10 protein-coding genes are annotated in these 11460 nt (G+C 67.5%); 8 read left to right on the top strand and 2 right to left on the bottom strand.

Annotated features, from left to right (window positions below):
• Positions 1-250 precede the first annotated feature (250 nt).
• The 4 genes from FJU31_RS10325 to FJU31_RS10310 are packed head-to-tail and all read left to right on the top strand — an operon-like array spanning position 251 to position 4832.
• Positions 251-1042: a lysophospholipid acyltransferase family protein gene (locus FJU31_RS10325; protein ID WP_150454670.1), complete on the top strand. Its 792-nt coding sequence runs from the start codon at positions 251-253 to the stop codon at positions 1040-1042.
• Positions 1043-1094: 52 nt separating this feature from the next.
• Positions 1095-2084, top strand: a complete 990-nt coding sequence (locus tag FJU31_RS10320) for a YheT family hydrolase (protein WP_188115486.1) — start codon at positions 1095-1097, stop codon at positions 2082-2084.
• A 56-nt stretch (positions 2085-2140) separates the two neighbouring features.
• Positions 2141-4213: a tetratricopeptide repeat protein gene (locus FJU31_RS10315; RefSeq protein ID WP_150454668.1), complete on the top strand. Its 2073-nt coding sequence runs from the start codon at positions 2141-2143 to the stop codon at positions 4211-4213.
• Positions 4214-4223: 10 nt separating this feature from the next.
• The gene (locus tag FJU31_RS10310) at positions 4224-4832 is read left to right on the top strand and encodes a YbhB/YbcL family Raf kinase inhibitor-like protein (protein ID WP_150454667.1); all 609 of its coding nucleotides are present in this window, start codon (positions 4224-4226) and stop codon (positions 4830-4832) included.
• Positions 4833-5078: 246 nt separating this feature from the next.
• Here FJU31_RS10310 and FJU31_RS10305 read toward each other — a convergent pair whose 3' ends face one another.
• Both FJU31_RS10305 and FJU31_RS10300 read right to left on the bottom strand, forming a co-directional pair.
• Positions 5079-5903 carry an META and DUF4377 domain-containing protein gene (locus FJU31_RS10305; RefSeq protein WP_150454666.1) on the bottom strand — a complete coding sequence of 275 codons (825 nt, stop codon included), beginning with the start codon at positions 5901-5903 and terminating at the stop codon, positions 5079-5081.
• Between the two features lie 74 nt (positions 5904-5977).
• On the bottom strand, positions 5978-6772 hold the full coding sequence (locus tag FJU31_RS10300; protein WP_150454665.1) for an undecaprenyl-diphosphate phosphatase: 795 nt from the start codon (positions 6770-6772) through the stop codon (positions 5978-5980).
• Positions 6773-6994: 222 nt separating this feature from the next.
• Here FJU31_RS10300 and glnA point away from each other — a divergent pair, with 222 nt between their 5' ends.
• The 4 genes from glnA (at position 6995) to FJU31_RS10280 (ending at position 11427) form a co-directional block, all read left to right on the top strand.
• Positions 6995-8404 (top strand): type I glutamate--ammonia ligase, encoded by a 1410-nt coding sequence (gene glnA / locus FJU31_RS10295; protein ID WP_057498133.1) that lies wholly within the window; start codon positions 6995-6997, stop codon positions 8402-8404.
• 348 nt (positions 8405-8752) lie between these two features.
• On the top strand, positions 8753-9091 hold the full coding sequence (locus tag FJU31_RS10290; RefSeq protein ID WP_004134334.1) for a P-II family nitrogen regulator: 339 nt from the start codon (positions 8753-8755) through the stop codon (positions 9089-9091).
• A 21-nt stretch (positions 9092-9112) separates the two neighbouring features.
• Positions 9113-10540, top strand: coding sequence for an ammonium transporter (amt, locus tag FJU31_RS10285; protein WP_150454664.1), 1428 nt, complete (start codon positions 9113-9115; stop codon positions 10538-10540).
• 140 nt (positions 10541-10680) lie between these two features.
• The gene (locus FJU31_RS10280) at positions 10681-11427 is read left to right on the top strand and encodes an N-acetylmuramoyl-L-alanine amidase (RefSeq protein ID WP_150454663.1); all 747 of its coding nucleotides are present in this window, start codon (positions 10681-10683) and stop codon (positions 11425-11427) included.
• Positions 11428-11460 lie beyond the last annotated feature (33 nt).

Genomic DNA, 11460 nt, shown 5'->3' with positions numbered 1-11460 from the left:
CCGTAGAGTCGAGCTTGCTCGACTGCTCTTGATCCCGCACCAGGAGCAGTCGAGCAAGCTCGACTCTACGAATCCCAAGCCAGCCCAGTTCCGCGCCAGCCCCAACCGCCGCCAGGGCAGCCATGAGCGGCCCGTCGCCCCCCAACAGCCCCGCCAACAGGACACCGTGTTTCCGCCCATGGCCGCGGTCAATAGGACTTATGGCCAGAATCGGCTGGCAGCGGCTGCGGCCCTCCGGTATCGTGCGCGGATGACTTCCCCCACTCCGGCCCTCCGTGGCGGCGTGGCGCGTGTGTGCCGTTACCTGTACCGCGTACCGCTGCTGTTGGTCCACATCCTCGTGTTCCTGCCGTTGATCCTCATCGGCATGCTTCCGCCGTGGGGCGAACTGCGCGTGGGCGATGCCACCTTCGGCGCCAAGGTCGTCAACTGGTGGCAGGGCGGCCTGATGTGGATCTTCGGCTTCCGCCTGGTGCAGATCGGTTCGGCGCTGCCGGGCGCGGTGCTGTTCGTCGCCAACCACGTCAGCTGGGTGGATATCTCCATCCTGCACAGCCAGCGCATGATGGGCTTCGTCGCCAAGCGGGAGATCGCCAGCTGGCCGGTGGTGGGCTGGCTGGCCGCGCGCGGGCAGACCATCTTCCACCAGCGTGGCAACACCGAATCGCTCGGTGGGGTGATGCAGGTGATGGCCGACCGCCTGCGCGATGGCAAGGCGGTGGGCGTGTTCCCGGAAGGGCGTACCCGGGGCGGTCACGAAGTGGGCCCGTTCCATGCGCGCATCTTCCAGGCCGCGGTTGAAACCGGCGTGCCGGTGCAGCCGGTGGCCCTGGTCTACGGCGCCCATGGCGATGCCCAGACCATCGTGGCCTTCGGCCCGGGCGAGAGTTTCTTCGCCAATTTCCTGCGCCTGCTCGGTGAGCCGGCACGACGTGCGGAAGTGCACTTCCTGGCACCGATCGGTGCACAGGACCTGGAAGGCCGTCGACGCATCGCGGAAACCTCGCGCGCGCGCATCGTGGCGGCGATGAGCGGGCAGTGAGCGTGCGGTGGCACTGATCCCGCCACCTTTGCTGGACGCCGGTACGCCGACGCTGCATGCGGCTGACTACCAGCCGCCGCGCTGGCTGCGCAATCCGCACCTGCAGTCCATGCTCAGCTCCAGCCGCATGCGCCTGCAGCGTGGCCTGCTGCTGCTGGCCGCCACCGGTGCGGTCAGCGAAGAACTGATCCTCGATGGTGGCGACGGCGTGCGCCTGCAGGGCTGGCACAGCTACGTCGAAGGCCGCGAGCCGAAGGGCATGGCCCTGCTGCTGCACGGCTGGGAAGGCAGCGCCGAATCCAGCTACATGCGCATGGCGGCCGCGCGCATGATCGACCAGGGCTTCGACGTGGTGCGGCTGAACTTCCGCGACCACGGCAACACCCACCACCTCAATCCCGGCATCTTCCACTCCAACCGCATCGACGAAGTGGTGCAGGCGGCCGGTGACATCGCGCAGCGCTGGCCGGACCTGCCGCTGGTGGCCGCCGGTTATTCGCTGGGCGGCAACTTCGTGCTGCGCCTGGCCCTGCGTGCCCCTGCGGCCGGCGTGCCGCTGCAGCGGGTGGCCTCGGTGTGCCCGGTGCTCGATCCGGCGCTGACCATGGACAGCATCCAGAGCGGCCCGGCGATGTACGACTGGTACTTCCGCCGCAAGTGGGCCGGCTCGCTGCGCCGCAAGCGCGACCTGTTCCCGGAACTGAGCGACTGCGACGACCGCGTACTGAAGCTGGACATCCGCGCGCTGACCACCTGGCTGGTCGAGCGCCATACCGATTTCGGCACGCTGCAGGCCTACTTCGATGGTTACTCGATTGCCGGCGACCGCCTGTCCACCCTGCAGGTGCAGGCCGACATCCTGATGGCCCAGGATGATCCGGTCATTCCCTACGCCACCTTCCGCGACTGGCAGCTGCCGCAGCAGGCGCGGCTGGAAACCGCCTGCTGGGGCGGCCACTGCGGGTTCCTGGAAAACTGGCGCGGCGACGGCTTCTCCGAACGCTGGGTGGCCCAGCGCCTGCAGCGGGTGCTGGCGGGCTGAACCGGCGCCGGCGCGCAGCCCGCTACAATGCGGGTTTGCCATTGAACCGGACTGCCATGCAAGACCAGATTCTCCAGGCCCTGCGCCAGAACGACACCGCACAGGCCGTGCAGCTGGCACAGGCGTGGGTGCACGATGAACCCGGCCAGGCCCAGGCCCACCGCTGGCTGGCGCTTGCGCTGCAGCAGCAGGGCCAGCCCGAAGCCGCGCAGGAACCCCTGCAGCAGGCGCTGCTGCTGGCCCCGGACGATGCACAGCTGCACCTGCAGCAGGCCGGCCTGCTGCTGGCCCTGCACCAGTTCGAGGGCGCCGACGAAGCGCTGCTGCGCACCACCGACCTCAATCCCAACGCCTTCGAGGCGTACCTGATGCAGGCCCATCTGGCGATTGGCCGCAACGACATCGACACCGCCGCACGCCAGGCCACGCTGGCCGCCAAGCTGCAGCCGGAGCATCCGGAAGTGCTGGCGCTGCAGGGCATGGTGGCCCTGTACCGCGATGACGCCGACCGCGCGCTGCAGCTGCTGTCCGACGCCGCCCGGCAGATGCCCAACGACCCGCGCGTGCTGTACGCCCTGGGGTCGGCCTACCAGGCCAAGGACATGCTGGCCTTTGCCGAGCAGGCCTTCCGCCGCGTGCTCGACATCAACCCGAAGATGACCAGCCTGCACGGCCTGGTGGTGCAGCTTGCGCTGCGCCAGGGCAACGTCGAGGCCGCCCACCAGCAGCTGCAGCAGGCGCTGCAGGTGCCGGGCCTGGATACGCCGGCGCTGCAGCGCCTCGGTGCCGAAATCGCCCTGCAGGCCGACCAGCCGATGCAGGCGCTGGAGCAGCTGAGGCCGATGCTGAAGGCCAACCCGGGCGACCGCCGCGTGGTCGAGCTGCTGCTGGCCTGCTGGCAGCGCCTGGGCCGCGAGGAAGAAGCCCGCGCCGACCTGGACGAGGTGCTGGCCGAGCATCCGCAGCTGCCGCACCTGTGGCTGGCACGCCTGGCGCCGGAAGGCTTTGGCAGCCCGGGCGCGATTGCCGTGGCTGAGCGCTGGATCGAGGCCATGCCCAACTTCGTCCCGGCCCTGGAAGCCCGCCTGCGCCTGCATGAAGCGGCCGGCGAAGCCGACGCCGTGGAAGCCTTGGCGGCCCGCATCGTCGCGCTGGAACCGGGCCGCATCAGTGGCGAGACCCGCCTGGTCGGCGCGCTGCTGGCGCGTGACCCGGCTGCCGCCGTTGCCCATGTGCAGGGTCTGGTCGACGCGGTGCCCGAGTCCCGTCGCCGCGAGCTGCGCACCTGGCTGGGCGAGGTGCAGGACCAGGCCGGCCAGCCGCGCGAAGCGCTGCGCACCTGGCTGGAGCTGCATGCCGAGCAGAACGCCGAGCGCCTGCCGCTGCCGCCGCAGGCCAAGGCACCGCCGAGCTGGCCCGATCTGGGGGAGGTCGATGCTGAGAGCGCAGCCTCCGCACCGATCTTCCTGTGGGGCGCGCCGGGTTCGGGCGTTGAACGCGTGGCGGTCACCTTCGCCGGGGCGAGCCCGGTGATGCGCAGCGACCGTTTCGCGCCGACCCCGCCGGATGACGCGTTCCAGAACTACTTCACCCTGCAGAAGCTCGCTTCCGGTGACCTCAGCCCGGAAGGCCTGGTGAGCGGCTGGCGTGACACGCTGCGCAAGCGCGGCGTGCAGAACGACACCGTCATCGACTGGCTGCTGTGGTGGGACAACGCCCTGCTGTGGTCGCTGCGCCCGCACCTGCCGCAGGGCCGCCTGCTGGTGGTGCTGCGCGATCCGCGCGACATGCTGCTGGACTGGATCGCCTACGGCGCACCGGCACCGTTCGCCGTCAACAATGTGGCCGAGGTGGCCGAGTGGCTGGCGCGTTCGATGGCCCAGGTGGCGACGCTGCACGAGCAGGACCTGTACCCGCACATGCTGATGCGCATGGACGACGTGGGAGATGACCCGCGCGTGGTTGCCGGCATGCTGCAGGAGCTGTTCAACACCTCGATCCCGCCGGCCGAGCGCATCGGCCCGCCGCGCTTCCCGGCCGGCCACTGGCGCCGCTACACCGATGTGATGAGTGCAGCGTTCGATCTGTTGACCCCGGTCGCGGTGCGACTGGGCTATCCCGAAGCGTAAGGAGCCCCCCATGCAGCTGAGCAGCAACAGCATCACCGCCGGCGCCCCGATCGACCGCGAATTCGCGGCCGGTGATGCCACGGGTTTCGCCGCGAACCGCAACCCGCACCTGGCGTGGAGCGGCGTGCCCGATGGCACCCGCGCGTTCCTGCTGGTGTGCGTGGATCCGGACGTGCCGACCGTGCCCGACACGGTCGGCCGTAGCGACATGACCGTGCCGCGCGACCAGCCGCGTTGCGATTTCGTGCACTGGGTGATGGCCGACATTCCGGCGTCGGTGCATGAGATCGCCGCCGGCAGCTGCAGCGATGGTTTCGTTGCCAAGGGCAAGCCAGCACCGGCCGGCCCGGCGGGCAGCCGCCAGGGCGTGAACGACTTCACCGGCTGGTTTGCCGGCAACCCGGACATGGCCGGTGATTACCTCGGCTACGACGGCCCGTACCCGCCGTTCAACGACGAGCGCGTGCACCGCTACTTCTTCCGCGTGTTCGCGCTGGACGTGGCGACGCTGGACCTGCCGCAGCGCTTCACCGCCGCCGATGCCTACCGCGCCATGCACGGCCACGTGCTGGCCGAAGCCACGCTGCACGGCACCTACACGCTGAACCCCGCGCTGTAACGGCAACCCGGCAACGCCGGCCGCTGGCCGGCGTTGCTCTTTGCTATTTGTAGAGTCGAGCTTGCTCGACTGCGCCATTTGTAGAGCCGAGCCATGCTCGGCTGCTTTCCGTACTTCAAGAGCCAGCCGACTAACAGTCGGCTCTACCATCAGCCAGCCGACTAACAGTCGGCTCTACATCAGCCAGCCGACTAACAGTCGGCTCTACCATTAGCCAGCGACCAACCATCGGCTCTGCCGTCGGCCTTACCGCTCGGTCGCCGACTCGACCACCATGTCCAGCACGTACGCCTGCGACGGCGCATCGGCCGGCGGGTTCTTCACCGCGAAGCGCTTCACGCGCACCACGTTGCGCACGCCGTCTTCGTGGGTGTAGCCCTCGATGCTGCCGTAGAAGTTCTCGAACTTGCCGGGCTCGCCCTGCTTCAGGCCCTTGTCGTCGAACTTCACCTCACGCACCTGCAGGCACTGGTAGTCGGGAATCAGCGGGTGCGAGCACTTCTGGGTCTTCGCGGCCACTTCCAGGAACATGGTTTCGCCCGGGCCGCCGAAGCGGGTTTCGGCGGTCGGTTCCGGTGCGAACACCAGCACCTCGCCCTTGCCGGTGGTCAGGGTCAGCGTGCCGTCGGCATCCTGCGCGGCCTTCAGCTCGCCCTGCAGGCGGCTGGACACCGCTTCGTCCAGCGCCATCAGCGCCTTGTCGGTGCAGGCCATCATCGTCGACGCCATCGCGCCCACCTTCAACGTGCCGTTATCGAGTGTGTAACCCCCGCCGAGGCGGTTGCAGGTGTTGCTCACCGACAGGCGGCCATCGGCGAAGTCCAGGGTGACCGGCTTGTCATCGCGGGCGAACAGCGCATCGATGCGCGTGCCGTCGGCCGCGGTGGCCTGCTTCAGCAACCAGTGCTGGCTCTGCAGGCGCTGCGCATTTAGGTGCGCCAGCGTCTGCTGGTCCGCCGCCTTGGTCGCGGCCGGGGCCACGTCGTCGCCGCCGGGGCCGGCGGGGGCCGGGGTCTGGCTGCAGGCGGCCAGCAGGGCCAGCGGGAGGAGCAGGGTGAGCATGCGGTTCATGGTGGTGAGTCTCCTTGAAGAACCTGGAAAAACGGGTCCGGACCGGGAATGGGGTCGCCCCGTCCTGGCGTTGTTCAGCTGCCGGCAGGCAGCCATAGCAGCAATGCAGCGCCGAGGGCGATGCGGTAGACGGCAAACGCGGTGAACGTGTGCGACTTGATGTAGCCCATCAGCCACTTCACTACGACGAAGCCGGTGATGGCGGCGGCAACGAAGGCCACGCCGACGTCGCTCCAGTTCTCGCTGGCCAGGTTTCCTTGCTTGGCCAGTTCCAGGAAGGTGTAGGCGCTGGCGGCGAACATGGTGGGAATGCCCAGCAGGAACACGAACTCGGCGGCGGCCGCGCGGCGGCTCAGGCCCAACAGCATGGCCAGGAAAATCGCCGAGGCCGAACGCGAGGTGCCGGGGAACACGCCGGCCACCACCTGCGCCAGGCCCACGCCGATGGCCACCGTCCAGGTCACCTGGTCACGATCGGGCAGTCGTGCGGTATAGGCCTCCACCAGCAGCATCCAGACGCCGCCGATGATCAGCGCCCAGGCCACGGGGCCCACGGTTTCCGGCAGCGACCAGCCGGCCTTGCGCACCACCAGGCCGACCACGGCGGTTACCAGGAAGGCAGCGCCCAGCTTGAACACATACTCGCGGTTATCGCGCTGGCCGAAGCCGGTGGCCAGCTGCAGCAGGCGCTGGCGGAACACCAGCAGCACAGCCAGGATCGCGCCGGCCTGGATGATGATGTTGAAGAAGTCCGAACGCGCGCCCAGCCAGTGCTGGGCAATCAGCAGGTGGCCGGTGCTGGAGATCGGCAGGAATTCGGTGAGGCCTTCAAGGATGCCCAGCAACAGGGCGGAGAGCAGATCGGACATGGAGGACGTAGGCGTGGGAAGCAGAAGAAGAAGGTCGAGAGGATAGACGATCCCTGCCGCACCAATCGGGTGCGGCGGGGTGTCCATGCACCCCTTTGGTGCGCACCGCCGTGCACCGCGCCAGGGCGCTGCTTTTGAAATCAACGACTTGCATGCACATAAAAGTTGGCACGGTCATTGCTGTACCTCATCAGGCATTCATCCCCATCCGAGGTCGTACCGATGTCCGTGGAAAACGTTGAGAAGCTGATCAAGGACAACCAGATCGAGTTCGTCGATCTGCGTTTCGTGGATATGCGTGGCGTCGAGCAGCACGTCACCTTCCCGGTCAGCATCATCGAACCGTCGCTGTTTGAAGAAGGCAAGATGTTCGACGGCAGCTCCATCGCCGGCTGGAAGGGCATCAACGAATCGGACATGGTCCTGCTGCCGGACCCGGCCAGCGCCTATGTCGATCCCTTCTACGCCGATCCGACCATCGTCATCAGCTGCGACATCCTCGACCCGGCCACCATGCAGCCGTACGGCCGCTGCCCGCGCGGCATCGCCAAGCGCGCCGAGGCCTACCTGAAGTCCTCCGGCATCGCCGAAACCGCGTTCTTCGGCCCGGAGCCGGAATTCTTCATCTTCGATTCGGTCCGTTTCGCCAATGAAATGGGCAACACCTTCTTCAAGGTCGATTCGGAAGAAGCCGCCTGGAACAGCGGCGCCAAGTACGACGGCGCCAACAGCGGCTACCGTCCGGGCGTGAAGGGGGGTTACTTCCCCGTTCCGCCGACCGACACCCTGCACGACCTGCGCGCTGAAATGTGCAAGACGCTGGAACAGGTCGGCATCGAAGTGGAAGTGCAGCACCACGAAGTGGCCACCGCCGGCCAGTGCGAGATCGGCACCAAGTTCAGCACCCTGGTGCAGAAGGCCGACGAACTGCTGCGCATGAAGTACGTCATCAAGAACGTGGCGCACCGCAACGGCAAGACCGTCACCTTCATGCCCAAGCCGATCGTCGGCGACAACGGCAGCGGCATGCACGTGCACCAGTCGCTGTCCAAGGGCGGCACCAACCTGTTCTCCGGTGACGGCTACGGCGGCCTGAGCCAGCTGGCGCTGTGGTACATCGGCGGCATCTTCAAGCACGCCAAGGCCATCAACGCCTTCGCCAACTCGGGCACCAACAGCTACAAGCGCCTGGTGCCGGGCTTCGAAGCCCCGGTGATGCTGGCCTACTCGGCCCGCAACCGTTCGGCCTCGTGCCGCATTCCGTGGGTGTCCAACCCGAAGGCACGCCGCATCGAAATGCGCTTCCCCGATCCGATCCAGTCGGGCTACCTGACCTTCACCGCGCTGATGATGGCCGGCCTGGACGGCATCAAGAACCAGATCGACCCGGGCGCACCGAGCGACAAGGATCTGTACGACCTGCCGCCGGAAGAAGAGAAGCTGATCCCGCAGGTCTGCTCCTCGCTGGACCAGGCCCTGGAAGCGCTGGACAAGGACCGCGAGTTCCTCAAGGCCGGCGGCGTGATGAGCGATGACTTCATCGACGGCTACATCGCGCTGAAGATGCAGGAAGTGACCAAGTTCCGCGCGGCGACCCACCCGCTGGAATACCAGCTGTACTACGCCAGCTGACCGGGCGGTGATGGCGGTGGGTACCCCTCCCATCCGCCGCCATCACCTCCGTTCTTTGCGGCTGGGGAGCCGCATGGCGGGCGCAGGCCCGTCGTGGTAGAGCGGACCGTTGGTCCGCTGCATTGGAAACGCGGGCCATTGGCCCGCTGAACCAGGGGCAAGAGAGAGACCGGATACGCGACATGGGCCGCCCTCCCTCCCGCGTCGGTCGTGCAAGCAGAGAGGCACGGCCGTCCCGGCCCATTACGTGTCCGGTGCAACAGCCACGGCCATCATCACGATGGCCCGTGGTTGCCTGATGCCATCGCGCGCTGGCGCGGTGGCCCCATCCACCATCGGGACATGCGCATGAAACTGATCTCCGCCATCATCCGGCCGTTCAAGCTCGACGAGGTCCGCGAGGCCCTCTCCGACGCTGGCGTGTCGGGCATCACCGTGACCGAAGTGAAAGGTTTCGGTCGCCAGAAGGGCCACACCGAGCTGTATCGCGGTGCCGAGTACGTCGTCGATTTCCTGCCCAAGATCAAGATCGAAACCGTGGTGACCGACGAGCGTGCCGACGCGGTGATCGAAGCGATCCAATCGTCCGCAGGCACCGGCAAGATCGGCGACGGCAAGATCTTCGTCACTGCCGTCGAGCAGGTCATCCGCATCCGCACCGGCGAAATCGGTGCCGACGCGCTGTAACCCCTTCCGGAGACTCCCCCAATGAAGATGCGCCTTCTCACCGGGTGGCAAGCCCGGTTCCATCTCGTGTGCCTGTTGATGCTGCTCAGCGCGCTCGCCGCCGGTGCGTGGCCGGGCACTGCCCACGCCCAGGCCGAGGTTTCACCGCTGCCCAGCGAAACCGTCGCGGTCGAGCCGCTGCAGGCTCCGGTTGCCGCCGCGCCCGCCGCCGCTGAAGCCGCCGCCCCCGCCTTCGACCATGGGGACGTGGCCTGGATGCTCACCTCCACCCTGCTGGTGCTGCTGATGGTGGTGCCCGGCCTGGCCCTGTTCTACGGCGGTCTGGTGCGTTCGAAGAACGTGCTGTCGGTGCTCAGCCAGATCCTGGTGGTGTTCTCGCTGGTGCTGCTGCTGTGGGTGTCCTACGGCTACAGCGCGGTGTTCAGCGCCGGCAATCCGTTCTTCGGTTCATTCACCGAGTTCGCCTTCCTGAAGGGCTTCACTCCTGATTCGGTCGGCAACACGCCCATCAAGGGCCTGCCGGATTATCTGTTCGTCGCCTTCCAGTCGACCTTCGCCGGCATCACCACCGCACTGATCGTCGGCGCCTTCGCCGAACGCATCAAGTTCCGCGCGGTGCTGCTGTTCTCGGCGCTGTGGTTCACCCTCAGCTACATTCCGATGGCACACATCGTCTGGGGTGGTGGTTACCTCGGTGAAATGGGCGCGATCGATTTCGCCGGTGGCACCGTGGTGCACATCAACGCGGGCGTGGCCGGCCTGGTCGGCGCCTGGTTCCTCGGCAAGCGCCTGGGCTATGGCCAGACCGCGCTGAAGCCGCACAACGTGCCGTTCACCTACATCGGCGCGATGCTGCTGTGGGTGGGCTGGTTCGGCTTCAACGCCGGCTCGGCCGCTGCCGCCGACACCGTCGCTTCGCTGGCCTTCCTCAACACCGTGCTGGCCACTGCGGCGGCGGTGCTGGGCTGGACACTCACCGAAGCGATCACCAAGGGCAAGCCGTCGGCACTGGGCGCAGCGTCGGGTGCGGTGGCCGGCCTGGTCGGCATCACTCCGGCCTGCGGAACCGTGGGCCCGCTGGGCGCCATCGTCATCGGCCTGGTCGCCGGCGTGGTCTGCGTGTGGGGCGTCACCGGCCTGAAGCGCCTGCTGAAGGTGGACGACACTGCCGACGTGTTCGGTGTGCACGGCGTCGGCGGCATCGTCGGAGCCATCCTCACCGGTGTGTTCAGCGCGCAGTCGCTGGGCGGCACCAAGGCCGATCTGGATATCGGCCACCAGGTGTGGGTGCAGGTGGTCAGCGTCGGCCTCACCGTGGTCTGGTCGGCGGTGGTCACCGCGGCCATCCTGCTGCTGGTGAAGGTGGTGGTTGGCCTGCGCGTGACCGAGGAGGCCGAACGTACCGGCCTGGATGTCACCTCGCACGGCGAATCGGCCTACGAGGCCTGAGGTAACGGCGGGCAGCCTTCTGCTCTGGTGGGTGCCGATCGTTGGTCGGCACTCCCCTCGGGCCTCTGTTCTGGTGGGTACCGACCGTTGGTCGGTACCACGGCATGCATCGTCGCGCGTGATCGCCCACAATCGAACGCATGCACCCGATCCGCACCCCTCTGATGCTCTCGGCCTGCCTGCTGCTGGCCGCCTGTGCTTCCGCGCCGCAGGAAAGCCGCAATCCGCTGGCCACCTGGGTGCCATCGCCAAACCAGAACGCGCGCGATCCGGTCGTCATCGTCATCCACCACACCGAACAGGATTCGGTGCAGCAGAGCCTGCACACGCTGCGCACCGCCAACAGCGGCGGCCGGGTCAGCGCGCACTACCTCATCGGTGCCGATGGCCACCGCTACCAGCTGGTCAGCGATGAACGCCGCGCCTGGCATGCGGGTTCCGGCCGCTGGGGCACCATCACCGATCTCAACTCGGCCTCCATCGGCATCGAGCTGGACAACAACGGCAGCACACCATTCACGCCCGCGCAGATCGCATCGTTGATCCTGTTGCTGCGCGACCTTACCGAGCGCCTCAACATCCCGCCGCGGCAGGTGATCGGCCACGCCGATCTCGCGCCGACGCGCAAGGCCGACCCCAGCCGCTTCTTCCCGTGGCAGCAGCTGGCCGAGGCCGGCTTCGGCGTGTGGCCGCGTGCCAGCGATGGCGTCGCACCGGACGGTTTCGATGCGTGGAATGCGATGGCGCGTTTCGGTTACCCGCTGGAGGATCGCGAAGCGGCCGTCGCCGCCTTCCATCGCCGCTTCCGCGGCAGCGACGACCTGCCGAAGACGCTGGACGCCGAAGACGCGCGCATCCTGCATTCGCTGCTGCTGCAGACGCCCTGACCCTGCTGTGATGTGATCCGCGTTGGAAAACAC

This window comes from Stenotrophomonas cyclobalanopsidis, from assembly GCF_008710035.1.
Lineage (GTDB): Bacteria > Pseudomonadota > Gammaproteobacteria > Xanthomonadales > Xanthomonadaceae > Stenotrophomonas > Stenotrophomonas cyclobalanopsidis.
Note: the sequence above shows the minus strand (reverse complement) of the source record. Positions and strands in the feature narration are given on the sequence as shown.

Excerpts from the sequence above, each read along its gene's own strand:
- FJU31_RS10325 (WP_150454670.1), top strand. The coding sequence starts at position 251 with ATGACTTCCCCCACTCCGGCCCTCCGTGGCGGCGTGGCGCGTGTGTGC.
- FJU31_RS10315 (WP_150454668.1), top strand. The coding sequence starts at position 2,141 with ATGCAAGACCAGATTCTCCAGGCCCTGCGCCAGAACGACACCGCACAG.
- FJU31_RS10310 (WP_150454667.1), top strand. The coding sequence starts at position 4,224 with ATGCAGCTGAGCAGCAACAGCATCACCGCCGGCGCCCCGATCGACCGC.
- FJU31_RS10305 (WP_150454666.1), bottom strand. The coding sequence starts at position 5,903 with ATGAACCGCATGCTCACCCTGCTCCTCCCGCTGGCCCTGCTGGCCGCC.
- FJU31_RS10300 (WP_150454665.1), bottom strand. The coding sequence starts at position 6,772 with ATGTCCGATCTGCTCTCCGCCCTGTTGCTGGGCATCCTTGAAGGCCTC.
- glnA (WP_057498133.1), top strand. The coding sequence starts at position 6,995 with ATGTCCGTGGAAAACGTTGAGAAGCTGATCAAGGACAACCAGATCGAG.
- FJU31_RS10290 (WP_004134334.1), top strand. The coding sequence starts at position 8,753 with ATGAAACTGATCTCCGCCATCATCCGGCCGTTCAAGCTCGACGAGGTC.
- amt (WP_150454664.1), top strand. The coding sequence starts at position 9,113 with ATGAAGATGCGCCTTCTCACCGGGTGGCAAGCCCGGTTCCATCTCGTG.
- FJU31_RS10280 (WP_150454663.1), top strand. The coding sequence starts at position 10,681 with ATGCACCCGATCCGCACCCCTCTGATGCTCTCGGCCTGCCTGCTGCTG.